Here is a 23865-nt window from a genome sequence, read left to right as displayed (position 1 = left end):
GATGTCGCATGCGGTCGAAGCAGTCCGTCTCACACTTTCCGAAGGCCAACCAGCAATGCTTGAACTCAAAGATGTAAAGCTGTCTTACGGAAGCACGCAGGTTCTGAACGGCGTCAATCTCTCGGTAAAGCGGGGTGACGTGGTTTCGATCATCGGCCCCAGCGGCACCGGCAAGACCACGTTGCTGAAATGCATCAACTACCTGGCCAAGCCGTCGTCAGGAACCATCGCGTTCGATCAGATCCGGATGGATTACCAGCGTGCCGACAAGGTCGCTGTCCAGGCGATCCGGTTGCGAACGGCGATGGTCTTTCAACAATTCAACGTCTTCAAGAACATGACGGTCCTGCAGAACGTGATGGATCCACTGGTCGTCGTGCAGCGCAAGTCCGCGGACGAGGCGCGGGAGATCGCCTTGCGGGAGCTCGAGCGGGTCGGCCTCACCCCGAAGCGAGACAGCTATCCCTCCCAACTGTCGGGCGGCCAGCTCCAGCGCACCGGCATTGCGCGCGCCCTGGCGGTTCGTCCCGACGTGATACTCTTCGACGAGCCTACGTCATCGCTGGATCCAGAACTCGTCGGTGAAGTCCTGAAGGTGATCAAGGACGTCACCTCGTCAGGGATCACTTCGCTGCTTGTGACCCACGAGATGCAATTTGCAAGGAACATCTCCAACCGGATCGTCTTCATGGACCGTGGCGTGGTCGCCGCCGATGGCAGCCCGGCTGATATCTTCGACGCACCGTCCAGCCCACGACTTGCTCAATTTCTGCAGTCAGAACTCGCTTTTCAATAATCCAACAAGAAGGGAACCAAGACATGTCTGCAATCACATCCAATTTCTCTCGCCGCGCTGCCTTGGCTATTGCCGGCGGCATCGCGATTGCCCTTGCAACGGCGGGGGTCAGCTATGGCCAGACCGTTCGCACGATCAAGATCGCTACGTCTGCCGAATCCAAGCCGCTGGCATGGGGCGCGATCGGCGTCGAGCCGCAAGGCTATGAGCCCGACCTTCTGAAGGCGATCAACGCAAAGCTGCCGCAATACAAGTTCGAAATGGAAGGCGTCTCCGACATTGCCCAGGAAACCGGTCTCGCTACGGGCAAGTACGACATCGCGGTGGGTGGCTACTACAAGTCGCCCGAGCGCTCCAAGCAGTTCTTCATTCCGGAAAATCCTATGGGCGCCAGCCTGATGAAGATCTACAGCAAGAAAGACAGCGGCATCAAGGAAATGAAAGACCTGGTCGGCAAGAGGATCGTTCCGACCACGGCCGGCGGTGGAACCTACAAGTTCATCATGAACTGGCAGAAAGAAAACCCGCAATACAAGCTAGATGTCACGGCATCGAGTGCAGGCATTCCCTACCCGAACCGGCTGGACGAAGTTCAGAACGGCAAGTTCGACGCTCTCGTCTTGCCGTCCAATCTCGGTGAGCAGACCGTCATCGAGCAAAAGAAACTCGATATCGTGGCGTCCGAACCAGTGTTCAGCAACAACACCTACATGCTTATCCACAGATCAGACGAGAACAAGGTTCTGGCTGACGATGTGAACAAGGTTCTCAAGGAATTGAAAGACGACGGCACGATCGAGAAGCTCTCGCAGAAGTGGTTCGGCGAGGGCATCGTCCAGTACATGAAATAGCACGGCCGTCGAGGGCCATATTCGCTAGTCAGCGGCAAGGCTGAATTGCAAGAAGGAGCGTTTCAAAGTGGATGTATCTGCTATGATTCCCGAGTTGCTCTCGGCACTGCCGCTGACGCTCGCCATCACGTTTACGGCCCTCGTTTCCGGGTTCTGTCTGGCTCTCATCGCGACAACACTCCGGGTTCGCAGGGTGCCACTGATCAGTCACCTGGTGGACCTCTACGTGTCCTATGCCCGGAGCGTTCCTGTCGTCCTGCAGCTGTTCGTCGCGTTTTATGGGCTTCCGCTGTTGGTGATCCTGTTCGGCGCCAAAGATTTTATTTCGCCGACGATGGCTGCCATGGTGGGGTTGAGCCTCTACCATGGAGGATATCTGTCGGAAGTCATGCGGCCTGCATATCTTGCCGTCGATCGCGGCCAGCACGATGCGGCCGATAGCCTTGGATATACGTTCCGGCAGAAAATTACTCGCGTCGTCGGCCCGCAAGCGGTGCACTTCGCACTACCGGGCTACGGGAACTCCGTCATCTATCTGATCCATAACGTTGCGCTGGTCATGTACATCGGCGCCGCCGACGTCATGGCGACTGCGCATTTGATCATGGAGCGCGACTACAACCAGTTCCAGTTCGAAACCTACCTCGTCCTGGCGGTCATCTATTCGCTGATGTGCCTGGTCGCATGGCTCATCGTGCGCTTCTTCGAGCTTCGATCACCGATGCAAGCGCCTGAGGCGACGACAACAACTCCGATCAAGAACGAGCTCCTCGCGAGCGTCTGACGTAAGGGTATTCAACCATGTTTGATACCGATATTTTGCTCCAGGACACGCAGGAAATTCTGAGTGCCGTACCCGTGACGATTGGAATGGCGCTCATGATTTTCGTCCTGTCGACGATAGTCGGCAGCATATTCGCGCTTATCGAATACAGACGGGTGCCGGTGCTGCGAGAGCTCATCATGACTTACAAGATCGTCTTCAAGGGCGTTCCCATGGTCATCGTGATCTTCCTCGCCTATTTCGGTTTGCCGCCCGCATTTCAGTTCCTGTTCTCATTGCTCGGGATCAACTTCAACGCCCACGAAACTCCAAATTGGGTCATCCTTGTAGTTGCGATTACCGGCTGTGTCGCCGCGTTCCAATCGGAGATTATCAAAGGAGCCCTGAATGCATTCGACACCGGTCAGTCGGACGCAGCCCATTCGCTGGGCTATACGAGCGGCCAACTGTTCCGACGTATCCTATTTCCCCAGGTGGCCCTCACGGCAATTCCTGACCTGACAACTTCCATGATGGTCATCATGAAGGCCCTTTCTCTCGGATTCGCCATAGAGGTTGTCGATATCTTCGCCCAGTCCCAGTTGACCGCGGCTCTGAACTACTACTACCTTGAAGCCTTCGTGATTGCCGTCGTGATCTATATGGTGATTGCCTATATTGTCACACAGATTGCCGACAGGCTGGAGCAGGCGCTGAGGGTGCGGACGTGAGGCGGATCTGGGATAGGATCGTCAAGCTTCGGATATCGAGCCGCAGCTTGGAGGCAATTCTTTCGGGGATGAAAAGCTTGAGGAGAAACCCAAGTAGCCGGTGTATGTACCGGTGAGTTTCATGCGTTTGGTTGATAGCATCGTTTGTCGCTGCTGACCGGCATCATGCCGAGTATGCACCAATTGCGCGGACGCAACGTTGCGCTTGTGCCGACCAGGGCAGGAAGCCCCGTCTCCAGCAAGTGGCATGGAGATCTCGAAAGCGTACTCGGTGCGGCGAGCCACGAATCAATATTGAAGAACCTGGGACTATCGGTCCCCGCGCCGGTTATGCTAAGTCGTTCCACGTCTTATTATAGCAGGATACCCGCTTTGACCCGACCCGCGAAGTGACAACGCGCGAGATTCGGTTCCGATAAGCTGTCCACCGGAGGCGATGTCTCCCGGGGGAGACGCGACTATCTGGGCCCAAGCTCGACGATCCGAACTTCAACGCCCATCTACGCCAACCTCTGCGACGGCGAGGAAGGTGACACCTTCTCCCTGATCTGGTCCCGCCCCAACGGGCGGCGCGGCGACTAAGGCCCGCGTAAAGCCCAACCGGAAGGCCAGGGCCAAGGCGAGGTTGTCCAGCGGCGACTCGGTGGCTTGGCCTTTGGTCTTTACGCCGCCTCAGCCTATCTCAGCCGGCATCGCGAGCCAGACTTCGGGGCAGGCTTTGCAGGTCATGCCATCATTGCAACGAGTGGCGAGCTGGATGCGATAGCCCATCTCGCCTGGCTCGAAGAGATCGCTTACGCAGTTAGCACCGTGCTAGACGGATAGTCGCGAAGCACACGCACATGCGGCGGTAGCCGGCGCCGGCCTAGCCTGCCTGCCGCGCTACATCGGAGACAACACGACTGTCCTCGTTTGGGTGAACACTCCCCTGCCCGTCCCGGCGCGCGAGATCTGGATGGGCATTCACGCCGAGGTTCGCAACACGCCGCGCGTGCAGGCGGCAGCGCGACTCCTCGCCGCTGGCATCGCAAGAAATCCTGCGCTCTCGAGCCCGACGGTCCACCCCAGACGAAAATGCATAGGGCCTAAACGCGGATCGGCAATTTCCTTTGCGTGGCAACTTCGCTTTTGTGGATCATCGCTTCCACCAACGAAGGAGCTCGGTCGTGATGATCGATCGGAATGGCCATCACAAACAGCTGCTTGGCCGCATCCGCGAATTGGGGCAGACGCACGCCGGATACGCTCAAAGGCTACAAGATTCTCAGCACTGCCGGTGAGATAACGCAGAAGCTTTCGGTCAAGACGCGGGAGCTGATTGCGCTCGCCGTAGCAGTCACTGCTCGATGCGACGGCTGCATCGTCGTCCATGCTGACGGCTCATCAAGCTTGGCTACGTGATGCGCTTCGTCTCACGCTCGGTCATGACCGGCTTCGTCAACGCACTGGCGATCCTCATATTTTTGGCCGAGCTGCATGGCGCAGCTCAGCGTGCCGACCACATCGCCGTCTTGCATTGCGACGAGGTGAATGGCGTCTACGTCGTAGCGGTCCCGTTCCAGTGCCTCCGGCACGTTCCCTCCACCATGAACACCTTGCGCCTGACTTCGAGAGCGAGAGCGCCGAGGTCAGAGGAAATGGAGACGGGGAGGATCGTGAGGTCCGACATGGCAACAAATTATTCCTGCATCTCTCCCCTGCGCAACCCAACTTCGTTTGAACCGAATTGCGGCCCGCTGCCGCCGACTTGACCGCCCGTGCCGTTGCGAAGCAGCCCGCGCGCGGTCCTCAGGTCAACTTGGCGGCGATTGCGGCGTAGATCAATCGAGCTCTCACCCGAGCGCCGACAATTCATGGTGACGATAGCGGTCGAACAGCGGCCCGAGAAGGGTCATCTCACCGTAATCCCATTCGCATCCTTCATGACCACGACCTTCAGAAGCGCCTCCAAAAGCGCGGCCGGATCAGCGCCCAGCATGTGAACCATGTAGCGCGGCTGAAAGAAGAGGATCTGCCTCGTGCGCGCGATGATATAGCCGCCAGGTTTAAGCAGCATCTGAGGATCGACTTCATGAATGATCCAGATATCCGCCTCGCGTAGCACGGCGCGAATGGCCTCGAGACGGTCTCAAATGACGAGCTCGCAGTGATCACGTGCTGGAACTCATGTCCGTCTAGCGGCTCAGCGTAGTCGACTTTTGCCAAACCTGACGGCGCGTTGCGCATCGAACCGGCTCCGCGGTGCGGGATATGTGTTAAGTGCGTCATCTCGATTGGACCCGGTGAAACTCCGGGTGGCTCTTCCGGCCGCCAATCCGCCGGACAACTCAACCGCATGACGCTTTTTGCAGGACAGGCCCCGTTTGGTCCGTGCGGTTAGTAATTTGACCGGAATCCAATGTTTTCTTTGCATGGCTATCGCGACCAGTGGTTCGGCAACATCCGAGGTGACCTGCTCGCAGGCCTCGTTGTCGCGCCGGCGCTTATCCCCGAGGCGATCGCGTTCTCGATCATTGCCGGCGTTGACCAAAAATCGGGCTCTATGCTTCGTTTTCGATTGCGTGATTTCCGTAATAACCGGCGGCCGGCCGGGCATGATTTCAGCGGCCACGGCGGCCACAGCGGTGGTCCTGTGTCACGGTGGTCCGCGACCACGTCCTGCAGTATCTGCTGGCTGCAACCGTGCTGGCCGGCGTCATCCAGATTGGCGCAGGACTCATTAACTCAGCATGGCGCTTGCGCAATAACTAATTTAGTGAAATCTTAAATGCTTCTGGGAGTAGACGAGAGACCGGTCGGTCCAATTATGGGGCGGCATTGAACATAAATGTTTTTTCCGCGATTCCTGGTCGGGATGTTTGCCACGTCGACCGTGGTGGCGTTATGGATTTACCTAGCAACGGGTTCGTTCTGGAAGTCGCTTGCATGGACCTTGCTGATTTTGATCATATTCCAGGTTGGATATTTCCTGTTTTCATTCGCGCTTTTCCACACGCTTTGGACGAAGAGAACCGAAGAAAAACCGAACACCGCCGAGCCTACCCGTCGAGACGGCGGTGTCTCATCTAAAGGCGGCCGATGATGCCCGACAAGCCGGCCACGCAGCATCGACAAATCGCCGGGGATCGTCTTAAACCGCGCCACCCTTGGGCGGCAAGCGCCTCCCTGAAATCTTGCAGAGGAATGACGCAAGCCTTCCTCGCGGCGCAGGTGCCTCACACGCCCGATGATGCTGTCTTTGCAAGCAACGATCTCCCCACTGTTATTGGGTAGCCGGGCCGAGGCTTGCGTTTGCACATGATCGGCGATGCTGCCCTGGGGATCGCGGCGACTGGCCGAATAGGACGAGAAATGACGCAGGAACTTGGACGCTACAGATGCTGTGGCACCAGCGGACTGGAATACCGTGGTTGAATACCAGAATATGGTCGGCTTCGACGCCATGAGTGGCCGACAGATAGGCCGAGAACGAAAGAGCATCGCTTAGTCAATGGCGGCGCTGTCAACTCACCGACGTACAACACCATTCAGACACTCAGCACCCACGAGTTCATCCAACAGGTGGATTAGGCCAGCGTCGATGTTAGTCCAGGGGCTCCGAACTCAGCGTGTAGTCGGTGTTCTCGAATTCACTCGGAGGGTTCTGCGGGCGCGCGTTCCCGCTGACCACTCTCCACCCCAAGATGTCAAGCGATCCCGGCAGCAGCCAGCTTGCGCGCGGGGCCTCCTAGGTGATGACGCCATAACGCCGATCGACCGAATAGGTCATGACTTCAACTGCGGCGGACCAGGCGCCGGCCATCTTCTCAAGTGTTCGCTGCGGGCCATCGTCCAAAAGGCTGTGTTCCAACAACTCTAACGAGAGAGATACACTCCTGCTACTCGGCGCCGCTTCCCTCAAAGCGCTGTCTGGTAAAAAGGCTCGGCGCCCTTCTGGTTTGTTCAGGTTCAAAAGGAGGGCGCCGGCCCCAAACTTTTCCGCCCAGAATGGCGATTAGCGCTTCGGGGTGATCTCGTCGACCCTCACCTGTCGCCGATCTTTTTCGCCCAGGCCAGCGCCTTGGTCTTGGCTTTTGTGGTGAAACACCGTTGAGCAGTGAGGCGCTTCAAACACGCTCACAACAGGTCGCCACCGACTCGTCGAGCATGCTCCACCTTCGCTTAGTCCATAAAGGTGTGGTGCGTTCATATTAGCATCAGCATATATAACTTGGCAGCCGGCCATGTCCCCAGTCCCCAGCCGGTTAGGCCCGGCTGCTCTCTACCCCCAAAGAAAGCCGGGCCGTCCCCGCGGCCAGAGCGTTCCGTGCTTGGTAGACAGCTCGCCGGGCGATACCCGGACCACCTCGAGCCCGGCGAGCCTGACCTGGATCAATGATCGGATCAGAGAGCGGTGTCACTTTGTTAGCGCTGAAATGGATCAGTTTTCACAGCACCACCAACCCAGCGCAGCGAAACCAACTGCTGGGACAAGCATGCATGCACCGAATCGCGAACGGCGATTCAATTAGCACGCACTTAATTACCTCATACCATTTTAGCGAAACGTTGACCGCGCTGTCCCAGAATAGGACGGCGCGGTCGGACCCCAACCGGACTGCGCAGGCGGCTTCGGCACTCAGCGCCCGTTCACATCGAATACGGTTCGATCAGGATCGGACCATGCCTGCGCCAGCACGGCACGCACGGTCGCGGCCTCCACCGGCTTCATCGCCGTGAGATCGCGCCCTTGACGGCCACTGTCCCCGCAAACGCCAGATCGCCCGACAACGCCTTCAAAAAGGTCGTCTTACCCGAGCCGTTCGGTCCGACGATGGCGGCAATTTGGCCCGGCCTCGCGACGAAATCGACATTGGTAACAATGCGCTTGCCGCCGATCGCTACCGAGACATCGCGTGCTTCGATCATGCCGGCCTCATAGGTTTCAAATCTCACAAGTCGACTACGCCGCGCTTGCGCAGCAGAATCCAGAGGAAGAACGGCGCGCCGGCGATCGCGGTGACGATGCCGATCGGCAGTTCGGCCTGCGCCACGACCAATCGGGCAACGGCATCGGCGATCAGCAGCATGCAGGCGCCAAGCAGCCCCGATGCCGGCAAGAGATAGCGAATGTCCGGGCCGATCAGCCGCCGCAGCAGATGCGGCACGAGGATGCCGACAAAACCGATGCCTCCGCTGACTGCGACAGAGGCGCCGACCGCTGCGAGACGCTAACGATCGCGGTGTATTTCAGCCGTGGTACCTGGATACCAAGATGGCCGGCCGTCGCCTCGCCGAGCGCCAGCGCGTTGAGGCCTTTGGCCAGGAACGGCATCGCCGCCACCGCCAAAACGATGATCAGTCCGACGGAAGCGATCTTCGGCCAGGTCGCGCCGCCGAGCGAGCCCAGTTGCCAGAAGGTCAGGTCGCGCAACTGCCGGAAAACAATCTTTGACGATCTCTCCCCCAACCGCTCGCAGCGAGCCGCAATACGCGCGGCGCCCTGTCCGCGCCTTCGCCCTCGATATGGTCGCCAAGATTGTCGTGGGCCTTGCCGTAGGTCTGGGCGTCGCCATCGGGATAACGGTCCGCGACCACGCCAGGCACACGCGCGCGCCCCGGCCATCCACGAAACTTGATAGGCGAAGCCGACTGTAAGGCGACCAAAACGGACACGCTGCAGTCCGCACCTGATTGCGGGGGCCCGTGTCAGAAATGGAGTTCTCCTCTAGTTGTCAATGGCGGCAGCCAGGACGTCGTCCTGGCTGATTGAACCGGGGTTTTCGAAAGTTCAGGCAGCGCGTCCGCGACAGGTGACAACACGGCGATCGCTGACTCATAGACCTCCGTCAGGTAGGACGAGATCAAAGGATCGCTGCGCCACTCAACGGCTCGGCAAAAAAGGCCGTAGACCTCACGTTTGGTTCCGACGTCCACGCCGGCCGGGGTTTCGTCAAAGATGAAACATCGGCAAGAATGTCCCATTGAGCAGGACCTCGACGTCCTTCTCGACCATGCCCAGGCGCGGGCTTACGATCTTACACTCAAAGTTGCGACCTGACGAAGTCGAAGCGTTGAATGGGTGATGCGCCCGTCGGGCGTTCATGGTTGTAGTAGCACCGCAGCACGATCACACCGGATCAATTGTCAACCCATCAGCCCTGCGCTCGAAGGGCCTCCTCTATGACCTTCGTGATCTCTGCTGGTGGTGAAGCAGATGTGTCGCTGCCAAACTCTCGAAGGCAAGATCGACTTCAACTACCCGCGCTTGCTGCGCTGCGGAACTGTGATGCGGCGGCGGTTGCGTCGCTGCTTCCTTGAGGTTGGAAAAACGAGCGGGCCAGACAAAGTTCGCACGCCTGCTTTGCTGTCTTCGGTTCTACTAGAGCCAAGTGTGAACGGAACGCCGGGCGCTGGATTGTGCGCCCAAAAGGATCACTTTGTGACCACCAGCATCAATACCGCCGTCGCTCCCTACGACGCTGCACGCAAGCTCGGGCGGGAACGTCGTCTGGTTGTGGAGCGGGTTGGTTCCACTGCCATGCTGCCAACACCAACAACGCCCTCACGCTCCCTTGCACTCGTTACTTTGTGCAAACGCTCATAGGGCAGCAACTCCTTGACCCGCGTACCAAGCGCAACAATTTCTGCCCGCAAATCTTCGCATTCCTGCCTCTGGACTTCGTGCTGCATCTGCTCGGAGGCGTATTGCGCCGAGATGTGCGAGAGGTCCGCAGTCAGCTTCGAAAGGTTCGTCATGTGGGCTTCGCTCTCTTTCAAGAGATCAGAATACCTTTCATCCGCAACCTGCTTTTCGGCCATGGTATCGCTCCATTGAGCCGTCAGCCTGGCGATTTCACTGGATGCTACGCTTGCCTCGTTCGTTGCCGCATCCAGTCGCGATTGAAGACTTTGAATTTCAGATCGCAAACCTCGCATCTCTGCGAGACTGCGTGCACGTTCGGCTCCCGTGTCATCTTCCATGATGCGTGCGGCCTCTGCCATTTCCGACAGTTTCGCCTGCGCGATCTCAAGCGACTTCTGCAACCGCGTTTCGTCCTTCTCGCTCTTGCCGAGCGCAGCCAGCAGTTCGGAATGCCGCACCGCATCGTTGGCGTGAATCGTCGACAGCTCATCAAGCCTCCGCCTCGCCTCAGCTTCCCGCTTTTGCGCCTTGTCGAGGTCGATCGAGAGTCTGACATGCTTTTCTCGCAAGGTATCGTTTTCGCGCGCCCGTCTATCGGCCTCGGCTGTTCTGGCCGAAAGAGCTTTGGCCGCCTCGCCGAAGTCCGCCTCCCTTATTGCGATGGTAGTGGCCGCTTCTACAAGTTCCAGCCTTACGGCGGCGAGCGCACTACGAAGAGCGTCCCTGTCCTGGACCAAGCTTACTTCGCGCTGCTGTATGGCTCCGAACGCGCTGTCGTGCTCACGTTGCTTCCTCATCGCATCGTGCAGTTGTTCGGACAGGACCATGTGTTCTCTCGTCAGGTTGGCATTTGCCACTTCCAGTTCGTTGGCACGATAGAAGTCCGCTTGAAGGATCTGAAAAAAATCGCGTGTGTAGTGGTGCGAAGTTGCAACCTCCATTAGCTTGGCTTTGACATCCTCCAAATGGCCTTCCGCATCCTGAATGAGCATTGCAAATGAGCTCAAAGCAGCCAGCCGGCTCTGCGTATGCGAAGTTAGCTGGCGAGGGGTTTCATTGGGAGTGCCCTCGGGTTGCAGGGCATCGGTCCCTTTTGCGAGGCTGTCTTTCGAGGCACTGCCGTCGTCTGATGGTGACACCTCGTCAAGGCTCAGGGAGATGTTCAAAGCCTCGACTAGCTCTGTCTCGAGTTCCTCGGCGGCTCTTTCCACATTGTCGTAACGTTTGATCAGGTTCGATAGTTTCATGACAAGCTCTCCCGGCGCACCACTTTGAATCAATGGTTTGGCAACCAACGATTACACACCATATACCGCTCCGGGAACGACGACTGCCATGCAATCGACTATATTAGATCATTCTAAAGCAGTACGCTCGCAAAGGGGGGAGTGCCTGCTTCGGATCAATCCGGTGATCATGCCGCTAAGTCGAACGTCTTCTTTCGGGAGACGACCAAGGAAGCCTCAACGGCCGACATTGGCGCGAAGGCGCCGATCATAAGGCGCATACCAGACATTCCGCAGCTGATCGTCCACGTTCCCGGTCGTATCATCCCCTTCCACATGGTCGATCGGAGAACAGCCTGCATATACTCTGCGAGGTCGAGTTCGCCGTGCGCCCGATCTATAATAGAGATCGGACCTGGCCGGGCGATCCCTTTGCCCAACCGCAGCATACTACAGGCGGCGAGCGGCGCCCTCTCCTCCTCCCCCGCTGGCTCTAGCGGAGTGGATTCAGCCGCGGCCCGTGCAAGGCTTCGCAGAAGGATGCTGTCTCGTGCGCGTCAACGCTTCGCAATTGCCTCCTTCGGTGCAGTTCCGAAGATCAGAGTTGGTTTGTTCCTCACCCCATACCGATCAAGCGATGTGCAGGAGTTCGCGCAGCCGGACCGGCAGTCGGGGCGAGGCTTGCAGTTCGGCGCAACTCGCCTCCCATCGATTCAGATACTCGGCGATCGGTACACCTGTGCGGCCGGGCCATCGGTTCAGTGCGCCCAGCGCCTCGACACAGTCGGGCGCCGCCTCGTACTCAGTGAGGATGGTCTGGGAGATTGCTTGGGCAAACGGATTGAGACCGGGTATTTCGATTTCGCTGCGATGATCGGCGAACCAGGCGGCCGGGTCGCGGCTCAGCCCCTGGCTGTCGGCGAGCGCGGCGTAGCCGCGGACGATGTTGTCGCGATACGCCGCTATGGCATCGCCGAACGCGTTGTCGCCGGCAAATGGCGGACTCTCTGTCCAGTCCTTCGCCAAGCGACCAAGACCGCGCAGCGAGAAGGCCTCGACCAACGCTTCCTCCAGCCACTGGCAGGGCGGCGCCGGCTTGGCGTCCGCCTGCCAGCTGTTGGCCATGACGTGGCCGAGCTCATGGCCGAATTGGTAGGCGAGCTTTGACCAATCCCATTCGCCAATGTCGACAATGATCCACGCCATGCTGCTACCGTCGGGGTGCAGCCAGATCGCCGGCTGCCCCGAAGTGTGCTCGTCGACACGAAGTCGCGTAGGCTGGCCATCGGAGAGCAGGCGGACGCCATCCAGGCAGGCGTGCCGCGTGCGCTCGACGACCTGATCTGCGGAGCGCGGAAGCATGTGACCCCAGTCGCCGGCGAGTTCGATCGGGGCGGTTAGTAGGGTGGAGGGAACGGCAAGGGGCGGCACGGACACCGCGTAGCTTGTGCCTGCTCTTCCCGGCTGCGTCAATGCCGCTGGGATCAAGTTGCGGATCGCTGCGCCCGCAAACAGTGTAACGAAATCTCGTCGCCGCAATTGGGTTCCTGATGTCCGACCGCTCGAACTTAGAATACCTGATCCGTAAGGCAAAGGGTCTGGACGCATGGGTGCGTTTCAAACAAGCTTTTGACCGCGGTTTGCGAACGCCTTTGCTGGCTGCGCGCTCAATCATCCTTTCCTGACCTTTGCCACGCCGCAAGGTAATCACTTTGGTAAACTTTCTGCTCGCCGTCAGAAATCTCGAATGTCTTCCTGGCTGCCATGAGGACGTATGTTCTAGCAGTGCTCATTATCATGTTTGAGCGCTGTCCGAGAACAGCCGGGTCGGGAACGTCTCGTGGACTGGGCTTCCCCACGTCGTCGACCAATTGCATCAGCTCTATCTCGAATCCGTTTTCGCGAGAAAATGTTCGCCATAACAAGTCAGGACTAAACTGGTAAAGGCCATGTCCAAGAAAGTTATTTGCGCCGTCCACCATCAAGAATATGCCGCCGACTCTTAGCATCCTCTTTACGTTCGAAAATGCCATTCGCGTATCAAACACATGCTCAATCGTCCCGCCGTCGAAAATACAATCGAATTGATTTGCAAGTTCATCAGGAATCGGATCGTTCAAGTCGTGAGTGATCTCGGCTCCTTCGAAATCAGAATAATCGAGTGACCTTATCGCCTTGCTTCCCAGATACTTGAATAATTCCTCGCAATACCCCGTTTCTCCCTTGATATTTTCGATCGATACTCGTCTGTCATATGAACGAAGGACGGAATTTCCCAAGGTGCTGTCGTGAATGTGGTAACCTTGACGTCCTAACCACAAGGTTTCGCCAAGAGACCGCCCGCGGAATTTCAGGAGAAAATCCATAACGTATATATCGACACCCATCGAACTTGCCCCCGCCACGGCCTTTGTATTTGGTCACTTATCGATGTGTGCGTAGAATCAACTGCCGATGCCGGAGGACGACTTGACATCCTGTGCGACCGATCGGCGCGCAGCCCGTACATTAGCACGACTGTGTCCAATTTTGAGCAAAGAAGAACCAGATCTCTACGATTCGATAACCCCAAGGTCTCGGTACCCAGTTGTTATCCACTTTTGATTGACCCTATCGACTTTCGTGTTTCGGCCTCAAAGCCGCATGACGATGTCGATTGTGCCATCAACATGGCGTGCGCTCCGTTGAAATGGCATCCGATATGAGGGCAACAAGTTAAGGGGGAGTTCTAGACCGGGTCGCCGACCGAGCCCTTTCTTGTCTATGTTGGCAAAATTCGCTTTCGAGGATCAGCAAGGTGCGGCTGATAGTCGATTGGAGCGCAAAGCAACTTCGGGGGTACACTGGTCGGCTGCGTCATGGCGGCATAGTTATTGCTGGCGGGTCCGATCCGGTCAGCGCAGCGGAAATCAAGCTGTCGCCCCCAAACAGTGTAACGATATCCCGCCGCCGCGCTTCGATTCCCAATATCCGACCGCCACGTTTTAAAATACCATGTCAGTCCACAAAGGCGAAGGCTCGGGAAATGGGGGATGAGGAGTGGGCGAGGCCATTTTTTCGCGAACATACACAGGGGATGCTTTTTCAAGTTGGCAGGTGGCGAATGAAATATCAGTTCGCCTTGAAGACGGATCCCTTGTCGTCTCGGATACGGAGCGGCACAACTGGCACCTGTTGCGCCTCCATAATTCAGCTTTTCTATTTAGAACTATCAGACTGAAATGTTTGCTGAAATTTCGCCCTGACGCTACCGCCAATTTCTACATCCATCACTATGGCTCTATCGATGTAGCGGAAATTTCTGCGGACGGGTCCATAGTCAATGATGGCATTTGCAGGAGCATAGCGGTTGAAAAGAGTTCCGAGGGGCTACTTGAGGTAGAGGCGACATTCCTGAGCTGCCACTCAACCCTGTCCATCGGCTGCTCCAAAAACCGCCACCCCTTCTATGCTGGCACTGGACGCGAACAGTTCGTCCTCGTCAGCGTTCTGGTTGAGACGTTTGACGCGTATCCTGAATTGTCCCGTACGCCAGCAGAGGAGCGCATTACGCTTGTCGATGTCGGTGGCCAAGGGGGCCTGCAACTCAAGTGGATGCTGAGAGCAGATCAGATTACGCCGGTGGTTTTCGAACCCATACCGTCGGAGGCTGCAGTGCTAAGGCAAACCCTTGGCCGAATCCCCGGCGCTCAGGTAATAGAAAAGGCGCTGGCCCACACCACAGGCGTTCAGAAGCTCCACATTACAGCGGATACAAGCTGCTCCTCCTTGAGGGAGCCAAACTTCGACGTGCTGCAGCAGTATTCGGTAGCGCCAATTTTTGTCGTGGTCGGCACGCAAGACGTCGAATGCGTTCGATATGACGATTTGTTCCGAAGGCACGCCGCTCCGTCACCGGACGTGATGAAGATAGATGTTCAAGGTCTTGAATACGAAGTTCTGCTGGGCTTTGGGCACCTTTTGGAAAATTGCCTGGCCATCGAACTGGAGACGCACGTAATCCCTATATACAAAGGTCAGAAACTACTCGGTGATATCATCGATATGCTTGGATTTTTCGGATTTTCCCTACGGCACATCAAGCAAATTCCGCATTTCGACGGCGACGCCGTTGAGTTTGACGCTCTTTTTACGAAACGGCGCGACAGGGCTATCGCTTTTTCCGAGTCGGCAACGCGAAAGTTTGCCACAATTACCGAGGTCTTGGAGATTGATCCATACTTTTGACGGAGATGCCTGCGTCGTCCAGTCAACGATTTTTGAATTGGTCGCGCTCAGTCCGTTACATGTGAAAACGAAAATCACTGCTTGGCGAGGATACGGTGAGACGAATGATAGATCACGTTCACGTAATCAACCTTGATCGCAGCGTTGATCGTCTCGAGAGATTTCGTAAGACGAACGATCATCTTAGAAGTATTCGGAGATTTCCTGGAACTGATGGTCGACTTGTGGACCGAGATCGGCTTGTACAGGACAAAATCATCTCGCCGGATCTAGATTACGCGGCTGGAAGTTTGGGCTGCGCCGTTTCTCACGTCGCGCTCTGGAAAGAAGCTGTTCGACGGAGTGAGGCAATAACCGTGGCCGAAGACGATGCCATCTTTTCTCGTCATTTCGAACCGCACATGCATTCACTGTTGGCTAACATTCGTGACTGGGACTTCATCCTTTGGAGCGCAAGCCTGCGGTGTTACGCTTGGCTGGATGCCCTCCCAGGCGGAACTGGCGCGAGGCTTGAGTTCTTTTCTGGAGAGGTGATGACACATGTCCAGGATTTTCAAGAGGCCGAAACGGAACCCGTTCTTCTGCGAGCACACCATCTTTTGGGTCTTGTATGTTATTCAGTTTCTCCAAACGGGGCACGCGCGCTGCTCGACTGGTGCCTTCCAATACGGCCGATGATCATCGATTTCGCGGGATTCGGCCTGAGGCTGAACAATGCTGGAATTGACTGCATCATGAATGGGGTAATGCCGTCGCTGAAAGCGTATGTGTGCCTTCCACCTCTGGCGATCAGCGATGAACGACCCGAAGAATCGGTTCGGATCAACACATGAAGTGACATCCTGCGAAGCAGGCGCCCACGCAGAGTCGCATGAACCAGATTAGCCCTTCGCAGTAGATCTGCATTTGCGGCTCAGCCGCGTTGTGTGGCTGCGGCATCTGTGGGTGCTCGTGTCTCGATATCTCCGGTCCGCTCCTCCTCCCGCAGCCGAACGAAAAACTCTAGATTGTTCTTGAGTCTCTGGTTAACTGAGTCGAGTTCAAGTGCCCTTTGCCCCCATTCTACCGCACGGTCCATCGCATTGAGATGCCATGACGCGATGGCGCCGAGGTCAAACAGCCGAAATCCCCAGCAGTTCTGATCGTCCAGATAGCTTCCGGTGCGGTGCGTCCTCTCGATACCGTTGGTGCAAGCCCAAAACAGATTCAACCAGTCCGCTTTGCCGTGGAGCTCTTCGGCCAGGTCGGCCCAGATCTCGCGGCGGTGCGGCGCTTCCATCCGCGCCTTGTCCAGCCAGGACAAGCTCTGTTCTGGGCGCATACGCGCGATATAACGCATGGCCTCGGCTCGTTCTTCGCCCCACGTGCTTGTCGGCAAGGCAAGATAGCGCTCAAGCAACTCGACAGCCCGATCCTTCTGGTTGGCCCACATCAGGTCTCGCCCGAGCCAGAAGCAGATTTGTGCGTCGGCGGGGTCTTCCTTGTGCGCCACTTCCATCAGCGGCAGGTAACTGCTCCTTGTTGGCTTGGTAAGGTCCTGCACCTCGAACATGACAATGTCGCTGCTGCTGGCCGTGACCTCCCTCTCTCCCGTGAAAACCAGGGCTTCGTGAACAGGCCTTTTGAAACGATATCCCCAGCGATGATGAAAGTTTTTCGCTGGCCAGTTGCGAAGTGGGGTCGGGTCGTCGACGCTCGCTCTGTACACTGTCTGACAATAAAGGGCTGTCGTCTCGCGAGTCCAGACAGCCTCGAGCTTTGCCCGCCAGCCAGGTTCAAGGAACCGGTCCATGTCCATTGTGCAGCACACATCGACGTCGTGCGGGATCAGTGCCATGGCGGCGTTGCGGGCATCGTCGAAACGCCATGGGCGGACCGCTATCCTGTGCACGGTAACGCCGGCAGCGGTCAGCCGTTCCACCGTATCGTCGGTGCTGCCCGTGTCGGCGACAATGCGATAGTCGGCGTCGACGGCCGAATTGGCCCAGCGCTCCGCGTTTGCGGCTTCGTTCAAGGCGATGGTATAGACAGCGACTTTCACGGCGCTCTGCTCACTCACGCGCTGGTGCAAGATTTCGCCTGGCGGACATGCCCGACGCGCCCTTGCGGATAGCCACCAGGCCTCCCAGCAGTTTCGCCCGATTCAACTCGTAGTGGCTGTCGAAGAACAGGATCTCGGCGAACTGACCGGCAAGCGCGCTCACATCCAGCGGATCGACCGACCGCGCGCTGCCGTACTGCTGGATTTCCCGCAGCAAGTTCTTCGTCAGCGTGATCTTGCCAAGATCCTCGCCCGGCGGCTGCCAGTCGAGGTCTTCGATGAAATACCAGCCGCCCTCCGCGAGCAGCGGGAAGAACTCGCGCAGGGTGAGCTGCTCGTCGAACGAGGCGTGGCTGCCGTCGTCGATGATCGCGTCGAACGAGCGCGGCTCGAGTCTCGCCGCGACTCCGCGCAGATCATCCAGCTTGGATTGGTCGCCGACGAACGACTTGAAACGTTCATTGTTCAGGCGGGAAAAGTCCGTCAGGTCGACGCCGACCACCTGGCAAAACGGAAAGTAGCTCTGCCATAGCGCGACCGAAGGTGTCTCGCTCTGGTTGTCCGCCAGCCTGCGGCAAAGCCCGATTTCCATGAGCCGCCGCATGGCCAGCCTTCTGCCCGACAGCAGGCGATCGTAGACCCTGGCATAGGCATGACGGTTGCCCGTATGCCGGTTCTTGTCGGTATTGAAGCGGTCGGCGAGACTTGTGAATGCCGGGAAAGTATCGAGTGGGTTGATCAGCTGCGAGATCAACGGGGCCCCCTCGCCGCCCGGCCGGGCGTCGTTGCGGGCCGTCCACAGGTGGATACCGAACACGCGGGCATCGTTCAGATAGTCGGTCAATTCCGAAATCGGCCTATCGAACCTGTCGATCTCGGTCCAATCGATCGCGTTGAAGAACATCGGGCTGAATACCCGGTCGCGCAGCTCGGCGCCGGCTACGGTCGCGATGTAGTCGGAGAGCAGCTTCGGGCCGATGTCACCGAACTCCTTGCCGCGCGCTTCTTGGAAACGCTCGAGCGACAATTCGTATAGCGCCCTGAGGTGGCGGCTGTAGGGCTTGGCGTATATGACGTTGCCGCAGATGAAGTGGCCCTTGTGTGCTCCCCGCCATTGCAGATTGAAAAAGTGATCGCCGCGAAAGGGGAACGGCCGCAGCAGGATCACGTCGGAATCCATCCACAGGCCGCCATGTTCGTAGAGCAGGGCGTAGCGGAAAATATCGCTGAAATATCTGATCTCGGAGCCGGCGACGATGCGCTCGAACAGGGCCCGCGGCATGACGTCGTCGGCATTGCGGACCTCGATCCCGTGCGGGACGAGGAATTCGAGCTTCTCTGGCGCATAGCTCCACACCCGCACCGGATGGCCAGCCGCTCGCATCGACGTTGTGGCGCCAATCAAGGTACGATGCTCAGCTTTGTCGGACATCACTTCATAGAAGCAGTTGATCTGCGGAAGTGCGGTGTCGTCGCTGCCAAGGAAGGGATAAATCCGCGCGTCGAACTGGCGCGATCGTTGCCGTCGTTCCAGCGGAGAATCGGCGTCGCGCAGAAACGGCGCGAGCTCATGAAAGATCTCTTCTGTCGATTTCATGCTGCCGGTGCCGAAGTCCTTACCTTCCAACGCCGCCCGGTTTGCATCACCCATGGCCCCACCGTCGGCGCGGCCAGGCTTGATCGCGGCTTTCGTTGGAGGGGCGCGCAAGGCCGGCGTCGACAGTGTCTGCTTCGTCCCTGGATCAGCCACCGATGACAGGCGATCCACATCCTCTAGCATCCCTCCCACATCCGCATCATCGACGGTCGCGATCCAGCACTCGCTGTCGGCAACGTTGTAGGAAATCAACAAGCGCTTCTCATCGGGATGCCAAGCCAAGCCGGCAGCGAACTCGGCGCCCTTCTCGTTGAAGTAAAAGGGACGGCTCACCTTTTGCAGCAGGTTCATTGCGTCGAACCAAACAAACCGATGCAGGCAGTATCGCCTGTTCTCGGAGGGTCTCCATTGCACCTCGTGAATCAACATTAGCCAACCGCCGGCGAAAGCGACCTGTTGGCTTACGCCGCCGAATCGTTGGGCCGCAATTCCAGGAGAGGTCTCGCTGATCGTTTCAGCTCGCTCATCCGCCACCTGAATTGGATCGCCGAAACAGACCAACTGCAGCCGCTCCTCGCCGGCTTCGCCTGATGTGACCTGCGTCATCCATTTCCTGTCGTGCGCACTCGGCCCCGTCGCGGGCAGCACGCGCAGGTCGGTCATCCGGTGGTGGCCGGTTTCGCTGTCGTCGACGCGCATGATGACCTGCTTGCCCTCGCTGTCCGCCAGATCGCGGACGGAGGCCGAGCCCCACAGCTTACCTTTCCAGGCGAACAGACGCAGGTCCTCGACGCCGGCCTCGCGCATGTTTGTCGGCGGCAGCATCTCGGTTGTCGATCGGACGGCGAGCCCATTGGTCAACCGCAGAAGGAAATTCCGAGCGAGGATCGCCTCGCCGCCTTTCGTCCGGAGATGGACGCCGTCTTCGCTTGTGGTGTAGTTCACCGCTGCCTGAGCAAGCACAATCTCCTTGCCCAGGCGCGCCACCGAGGGGCTTGACGGCCTGTAGCCCTCGGGCGCAGCGAAAACGATCGGATGAGCGCTGAACGACGGCATCGTTGTCTTGGCTGGCTGCACATAGAAGAACAGGTTGGACCACGCGAGATCCCTGGGTCCATCGCCGATACGACGGTCCAGCGCTAACCAGTTGCACGTCGCGAAACCGCGATCCTTGCGCACCGGGTCGCGCGCATAATTCGCCGCGATCGCATACTCTTCGCGCAGGCCTGTCGTGTAGACGAAATCCTCGAGGAACAGGATGTCCTGCTCCGGCCGCTTGATCGCCAGCCCTGCTTCGGAGAACAACACGCTGGCGTCGTTCATCCCCTTCTCGCGGTAAAACCGTGCCAGGTCATAAAGTGGCTCGGCGCGTTGCGGCCGTTGATTGAAGGCGGCAAGCGCCTGTTGAACAAAGCCAGCCTCGTCGCCGAGTTTGCGCAGGCAGCGCGCCTCCTGCAGGCGGGCATTCCACGCCTCCTCGTCCCAGCCGCCCATCGCGGCACGCTTAGCGTAGGCCACCGCCGCCTCCGCCGTCCGCCCAGCGTCGCGGTAGGACTGCGCCAGGTAGAACCAGTAGCGCTGATTTTCCGGATCGTTCTCAAGGGCGTCCAGCAAAAGCCTGGCATCACGCTCGAACTTGTCCACCCGGTTCGAGCCGCTGGCGTGGTCCTTGTACCAGGCACCCCTCAGTTCCTGCACGCCACCGGGCACGTCGAGATATTCGTGGGTCACGCCATGGTAGCGGGCACCGGCGTCGCGTTTGACAAGGCGCGTGTTCCAATAGGCCAGGCCGGAATCCGACCGCTGCAACAGCCGGTAGCCCGGGCCGTCGAGCCCCTCGCGGAACCCCGTATACTCAACCATCAGCTCCATGTCGGCATCGTCGAACAGCAGATAGTCATAGGCGAGCGGCGAGGCATAGGCGTGATCGAGCGCGGCGTTGCGGGCCTGCTCGAAATTGTGGAACGGGAACTCATGCAGCTCGCCAGGCAGGTTGTGGACGGCAAAGAACGCCTTGATGAAATCCTGGGTTCCGTCGTTCGAGCCGGTGTCGCCGATGACCCAGCAGTCGATGTGGTCGACAACCGCCCCGAGACAGCGTTGAAGGTTCGCCATCTCGTTCTTGACGATCATGTTAAGGCAGAGGCGCTTACCGCTTGTCATATGCTGACTTTCGGCCCCCATGACTGCGGGCTGAAGCGGTTACATTTGTGCCATGGTGCCATCGTGGACAGGGATCCGTTCCAGTGCGGACTTATCCGGCCTTCATGTCCCATGCACATTTTCCCCTGCCTCGGCCATCTGGATGCTACCTCAGCGTGATCCATTGTTAGCCAGCACCTTCCGCGGCGGCAAGGGTCTCGCGGTCACCTTGGCCGAGGCTTTGCGAATTGCCCTGTAGGCTCGATCGCTACGTACCCCCCGCGCCGCGATATCAAGGGTTCGTCGATAACGAAGGTGGTGTGTCTTAAGGCCCGGATTTTTCGATGCATTTGGCCGTATGCGCGCCATCTCGATGTTTCCCAAGGTAGTAAATCGTGGTTGGGCAATTAACAATTTGTAAACAGGTTATTTACAAGTTGCTAATTTTATAATTTACTAATGTCTTATGTATGGGAGGGTTTCCGTGGACCGGGCAGTAGGCCTGTCGGTTCGCGTTGTCTGCGAAGCCAGGAGAGTATCTGGAGCAAGTGCCACTTCGTGCGTGAGGGCGCAGAAAGTGTTTGGCGCAAGGAAGACGTCATCTAACGTTTTCCCAACCTGATGTTCCCTCGCAAGTAGTCGATTTCCCTCGCAAGTTGACACGCGTGTTGGGAGTTGGCTGTGGTCGGTGTGATACCAAGTGCGAAACGAACGCAGGTTTCTGCTTCGATCAATCCCCCAATTATCTGCACCTGGCCGCCAGCAAAGATTGCATGGCGCTTGATGAGTATTGCTCGTCGCCCTGCACGGCGCCCGTTGGTGTGCGGAGCTGCTGGCTGCTCAATGCACGCGGCTCGGGCGCCCGTAGAAGCTGCGACAGGCCCCAGCTGGCGCGGGCGCTCGGCAGCGATAGAAACCTAGGCACGAAACAAGACAAACGGCGGCGCAGCCGCTGCCGACCGAGGAGGAAATCATGAGCTATATAACGGGGTTTGCGGTCATGGAAGTTGCCGTGAGAGGCGTCTTGCCCATCGGCGACACGACCGAAAATGTGCCATATTTTATCCTGGACACGGCCAAGAGCGCCGTCGTCGGTCAAGTCATTCTTCCCAAGGCCGTCAAGCGAAGCCTCGCCGTCGCTGTCACCGTCAAGGTTCCGGCCGCAGCCGGTTCATTGGCGATTGGCACGTTTGACGATGGCGGGAATTTCCAGGCCTGCAGCTTCCTCCGCGTAGAGAGCCCCGCTGTCGAACATCCCGACGGCGCCGTCGGACCGTCCGGAAGATGAGGCCTCTCAAGCCGCTGATCCCGAGCGCTCGCCAGCCAGGCCGGTGGGCGGTTTCCGCTTGAACTGAGTTCGAAGCCAACAGGAGCCAGTCATGGCCCGTGCCTCTGAAATTCTTTTTGTCGATCCTTCAGTCTCCGACCTGCAGACGGTTCTCGGCAACGTGCGCCCCGAGGTTCAAGCGATTGTGCTCGACGGCCGCTGGCCGGCGGCGCGGCAGATCGCTGCGGCGCTCGCAGGGCATGAAGGGCTCGACGCGATCCATATTATGGCGCATGGCGCGCCTGGCCGGGTTAGCTTCACAGCCGGAGAGTGGTCGGCCGCCACACTGAAGGAAGATGCTGAGGATCTTGCCGCAATCGGCAGGGCGCTTGCCGCGGACGGTGAACTGCGGCTGTGGAGCTGCGAGACGGCATCGGGGGTTGCGGGCGAGACCTTCGTAACGGCGCTGCAAGAAGCCATCGGCGCGGACGTTTGCGCATCCAGGTCGCTGGTTGGCGCAGCCAAGCTGGGCGGCTCATGGGAGATGCCCGAAAACTCGGCCGGCTCGCGCTTGCCGCCGATGACATCGGTTGGCGTGGCGGCCTACACTGGGGTCCTGGCAGGGGGCAATTTGACGCTCACTGGTACTGTCTCATCCGGAAGCAGTAAAAGCATCAATACATTTTACATTATCGATACAACAACCAACACCGTTGTCGGCAGCTTCGTTCTTCCATCCTCCGCTAATACTGTTGCCCCAAATTTTGCTATAACGATTTCGATCCCAGATACTTTGCATGACTATGCAATATATGACAGCGGCTTTAACATATATGGCACGCTTATACACAGCGCTGGCGGAACTGCGTTCGCGTTCAGCCCCGATTCTACCAACAACGGCAAAAACGGTGATACATTTGTTGGCGGCAACCTGGCTGTTACGAGCCAAGGCGCGACAGGCCCGGCAGGCCCCACCGGTCCGACCGGAGCCACAGGCGCGACCGGCGCGGGTGCAACGGGTGCGACCGGCGCGACGGGCGCCACAGGCGCGGGTGCGACTGGCGCGACAGGTGCCACGGGTGCTTCAGGCGGGACCGGTGCAACGGGCGCCACTGGCGCCACGGGTGCTTCAGGTGTGACCGGTGCGACGGGCGCGACAGGTGCTTCGGGTGGGACCGGTGCAACTGGCGCGACCGGCGCCACGGGCGCTTCTGGTGGGACTGGCGCGACGGGTGCTTCTGGTTCGACCGGTGCAACGGGCGCCACAGGTTCGACCGGCGATACCGGAGCGACTGGCTCTACTGGTTCAACCGGAGCCACAGGTGCGACCGGCGATACGGGAGCGACAGGCTCAACCGGAGCAACCGGTGATACCGGAGCTACAGGTGCAACTGGCGATACGGGAGCGACCGGCGCCACCGGCTCGACCGGAGCAACAGGTGATACCGGGGCGACCGGAGCAACGGGCGCTACTGGCGCGACTGGTGCAACCGGAGCCACAGGTGCGACCGGCGATACGGGAGCGACAGGTTCGACCGGCGCCACCGGCTCTACTGGTGCGACAGGCTCGACCGGAGCAACCGGTGATACCGGCGCGAC

18 protein-coding genes, 4 pseudogenes and 1 other annotated feature are annotated in these 23865 nt (G+C 58.6%); of the genes and pseudogenes, 12 read left to right on the top strand and 10 right to left on the bottom strand.

Annotated features, from left to right (window positions below; genetic code table 11):
• Positions 1 to 55: 55 nt before the first annotated feature.
• The 5 genes and pseudogenes from NKI32_RS15105 to NKI32_RS15085 form a co-directional block, all read left to right on the top strand.
• Positions 56 to 796, top strand: coding sequence for an amino acid ABC transporter ATP-binding protein (locus NKI32_RS15105; protein ID WP_023669868.1), 741 nt, complete (start codon positions 56 to 58; stop codon positions 794 to 796).
• 23 nt (positions 797 to 819) lie between these two features.
• A complete protein-coding gene (locus NKI32_RS15100) occupies positions 820 to 1647 on the top strand; it encodes a transporter substrate-binding domain-containing protein (protein ID WP_353002919.1) in 828 nt (275 codons plus the stop codon).
• Positions 1648 to 1714: 67 nt separating this feature from the next.
• On the top strand, positions 1715 to 2431 hold the full coding sequence (locus NKI32_RS15095; protein ID WP_353002918.1) for an amino acid ABC transporter permease: 717 nt from the start codon (positions 1715 to 1717) through the stop codon (positions 2429 to 2431).
• A gap of 17 nt (positions 2432 to 2448) precedes the next feature.
• The gene (locus NKI32_RS15090) at positions 2449 to 3141 is read left to right on the top strand and encodes an amino acid ABC transporter permease (protein WP_352445343.1); all 693 of its coding nucleotides are present in this window, start codon (positions 2449 to 2451) and stop codon (positions 3139 to 3141) included.
• A gap of 453 nt (positions 3142 to 3594) precedes the next feature.
• Positions 3595 to 3723: pseudogene (locus tag NKI32_RS15085) on the top strand (DUF736 family protein); the annotation flags it as partial.
• A 503-nt stretch (positions 3724 to 4226) separates the two neighbouring features.
• Here the strand turns inward: NKI32_RS15085 and NKI32_RS15080 are convergent.
• The gene (locus NKI32_RS15080; protein WP_353002996.1) at positions 4227 to 4391 is read right to left on the bottom strand and encodes a hypothetical protein; all 165 of its coding nucleotides are present in this window, start codon (positions 4389 to 4391) and stop codon (positions 4227 to 4229) included.
• Here NKI32_RS15080 and NKI32_RS15075 point away from each other — a divergent pair.
• Positions 4324 to 4542 carry a carboxymuconolactone decarboxylase family protein gene (locus NKI32_RS15075; RefSeq protein ID WP_352764097.1) on the top strand — a complete coding sequence of 73 codons (219 nt, stop codon included), beginning with the start codon at positions 4324 to 4326 and terminating at the stop codon, positions 4540 to 4542. The two genes, NKI32_RS15080 and NKI32_RS15075, sit on opposite strands and share 68 nt — an antisense overlap.
• Positions 4543 to 4553: 11 nt before the next feature.
• On the opposite strand, the gene NKI32_RS15070 is transcribed toward NKI32_RS15075, so the two are convergent.
• A complete protein-coding gene (locus NKI32_RS15070) occupies positions 4554 to 4715 on the bottom strand; it encodes a GNAT family N-acetyltransferase (protein ID WP_353002917.1) in 162 nt (53 codons plus the stop codon).
• Between the two features lie 317 nt (positions 4716 to 5032).
• The gene (locus tag NKI32_RS15065; protein ID WP_502896648.1) at positions 5033 to 5254 is read right to left on the bottom strand and encodes a DUF302 domain-containing protein; all 222 of its coding nucleotides are present in this window, start codon (positions 5252 to 5254) and stop codon (positions 5033 to 5035) included.
• A gap of 159 nt (positions 5255 to 5413) precedes the next feature.
• Positions 5414 to 5469 (top strand) — a sequence feature (sul1 is cis-regulatory element that is thought to sense ions involved in sulfur or methionine metabolism; They are found in Alphaproteobacteria).
• Between the two features lie 70 nt (positions 5470 to 5539).
• On the opposite strand from NKI32_RS15065, the pseudogene NKI32_RS15060 reads away from it, so the two are divergent.
• Both NKI32_RS15060 and NKI32_RS31565 read left to right on the top strand, forming a co-directional pair.
• A pseudogene (locus NKI32_RS15060) lies at positions 5540 to 5862 on the top strand (SulP family inorganic anion transporter); the annotation flags it as partial.
• A 106-nt stretch (positions 5863 to 5968) separates the two neighbouring features.
• Positions 5969 to 6223 carry an exopolysaccharide production repressor protein gene (locus tag NKI32_RS31565; protein WP_023699083.1) on the top strand — a complete coding sequence of 85 codons (255 nt, stop codon included), beginning with the start codon at positions 5969 to 5971 and terminating at the stop codon, positions 6221 to 6223.
• A 1581-nt stretch (positions 6224 to 7804) separates the two neighbouring features.
• Here NKI32_RS31565 and NKI32_RS15050 read toward each other — a convergent pair.
• The 5 genes and pseudogenes from NKI32_RS15050 to NKI32_RS15030 form a co-directional block, all read right to left on the bottom strand.
• A pseudogene (locus NKI32_RS15050) lies at positions 7805 to 8049 on the bottom strand (ATP-binding cassette domain-containing protein); the annotation flags it as partial.
• A 23-nt stretch (positions 8050 to 8072) separates the two neighbouring features.
• A pseudogene (locus NKI32_RS15045) lies at positions 8073 to 8560 on the bottom strand (FecCD family ABC transporter permease); the annotation flags it as partial.
• A gap of 1034 nt (positions 8561 to 9594) precedes the next feature.
• Positions 9595 to 11013, bottom strand: coding sequence for a coiled-coil domain-containing protein (locus NKI32_RS15040; protein WP_353002915.1), 1419 nt, complete (start codon positions 11011 to 11013; stop codon positions 9595 to 9597).
• Positions 11014 to 11622: 609 nt separating this feature from the next.
• The gene (locus NKI32_RS15035; RefSeq protein WP_353002914.1) at positions 11623 to 12531 is read right to left on the bottom strand and encodes a hypothetical protein; all 909 of its coding nucleotides are present in this window, start codon (positions 12529 to 12531) and stop codon (positions 11623 to 11625) included.
• A gap of 128 nt (positions 12532 to 12659) precedes the next feature.
• Positions 12660 to 13379 (bottom strand): methyltransferase domain-containing protein, encoded by a 720-nt coding sequence (locus NKI32_RS15030; RefSeq protein WP_353002913.1) that lies wholly within the window; start codon positions 13377 to 13379, stop codon positions 12660 to 12662.
• 652 nt (positions 13380 to 14031) lie between these two features.
• On the opposite strand from NKI32_RS15030, the gene NKI32_RS15025 reads away from it, so the two are divergent.
• Both NKI32_RS15025 and NKI32_RS15020 read left to right on the top strand, forming a co-directional pair.
• Complete coding sequence (locus NKI32_RS15025; protein WP_353002912.1) at positions 14032 to 15219, top strand: FkbM family methyltransferase; 1188 nt, start codon at positions 14032 to 14034, stop codon at positions 15217 to 15219.
• 104 nt (positions 15220 to 15323) lie between these two features.
• Positions 15324 to 16052 (top strand): glycosyltransferase family 25 protein, encoded by a 729-nt coding sequence (locus tag NKI32_RS15020; protein ID WP_081726976.1) that lies wholly within the window; start codon positions 15324 to 15326, stop codon positions 16050 to 16052.
• An 80-nt stretch (positions 16053 to 16132) separates the two neighbouring features.
• Here NKI32_RS15020 and NKI32_RS15015 read toward each other — a convergent pair whose 3' ends face one another.
• Together NKI32_RS15015 and NKI32_RS15010 are read right to left on the bottom strand one after the other, a co-directional pair.
• Complete coding sequence (locus NKI32_RS15015; RefSeq protein WP_023730056.1) at positions 16133 to 17260, bottom strand: tetratricopeptide repeat-containing glycosyltransferase; 1128 nt, start codon at positions 17258 to 17260, stop codon at positions 16133 to 16135.
• A gap of 10 nt (positions 17261 to 17270) precedes the next feature.
• A complete protein-coding gene (locus NKI32_RS15010) occupies positions 17271 to 20990 on the bottom strand; it encodes a glycosyltransferase (RefSeq protein ID WP_353002911.1) in 3720 nt (1239 codons plus the stop codon).
• A 982-nt stretch (positions 20991 to 21972) separates the two neighbouring features.
• Here NKI32_RS15010 and NKI32_RS15005 point away from each other — a divergent pair.
• Both NKI32_RS15005 and NKI32_RS15000 read left to right on the top strand, forming a co-directional pair.
• Complete coding sequence (locus NKI32_RS15005; RefSeq protein ID WP_155923361.1) at positions 21973 to 22287, top strand: hypothetical protein; 315 nt, start codon at positions 21973 to 21975, stop codon at positions 22285 to 22287.
• 91 nt (positions 22288 to 22378) lie between these two features.
• On the top strand, positions 22379 to 23865 hold a 1487-nt coding region (locus NKI32_RS15000; RefSeq protein ID WP_353002910.1), incomplete at its 3' end, for a DUF4347 domain-containing protein.

The organism is Mesorhizobium sp. M0761 (assembly GCF_040320205.1).
Classification (GTDB): domain Bacteria; phylum Pseudomonadota; class Alphaproteobacteria; order Rhizobiales; family Rhizobiaceae; genus Mesorhizobium.
This window is presented reverse-complemented; position numbering and strand designations above follow the sequence as displayed.

What these genes read in the sequence shown, in the direction of transcription:
- NKI32_RS15040 (WP_353002915.1), bottom strand. Translation starts at nt 11,013, where the DNA reads ATGAAACTATCGAACCTGATCAAACGTTACGACAATGTGGAAAGAGCC.
- NKI32_RS31565 (WP_023699083.1), top strand. Translation starts at nt 5,969, where the DNA reads ATGTTTTTTCCGCGATTCCTGGTCGGGATGTTTGCCACGTCGACCGTG.
- NKI32_RS15010 (WP_353002911.1), bottom strand. Translation starts at nt 20,990, where the DNA reads ATGATCGTCAAGAACGAGATGGCGAACCTTCAACGCTGTCTCGGGGCG.
- NKI32_RS15005 (WP_155923361.1), top strand. Translation starts at nt 21,973, where the DNA reads ATGAGCTATATAACGGGGTTTGCGGTCATGGAAGTTGCCGTGAGAGGC.
- NKI32_RS15075 (WP_352764097.1), top strand. Translation starts at nt 4,324, where the DNA reads ATGGCCATCACAAACAGCTGCTTGGCCGCATCCGCGAATTGGGGCAGA.
- NKI32_RS15105 (WP_023669868.1), top strand. Translation starts at nt 56, where the DNA reads ATGCTTGAACTCAAAGATGTAAAGCTGTCTTACGGAAGCACGCAGGTT.
- NKI32_RS15100 (WP_353002919.1), top strand. Translation starts at nt 820, where the DNA reads ATGTCTGCAATCACATCCAATTTCTCTCGCCGCGCTGCCTTGGCTATT.
- NKI32_RS15020 (WP_081726976.1), top strand. Translation starts at nt 15,324, where the DNA reads ATGATAGATCACGTTCACGTAATCAACCTTGATCGCAGCGTTGATCGT.
- NKI32_RS15030 (WP_353002913.1), bottom strand. Translation starts at nt 13,379, where the DNA reads ATGGGTGTCGATATATACGTTATGGATTTTCTCCTGAAATTCCGCGGG.
- NKI32_RS15090 (WP_352445343.1), top strand. Translation starts at nt 2,449, where the DNA reads ATGTTTGATACCGATATTTTGCTCCAGGACACGCAGGAAATTCTGAGT.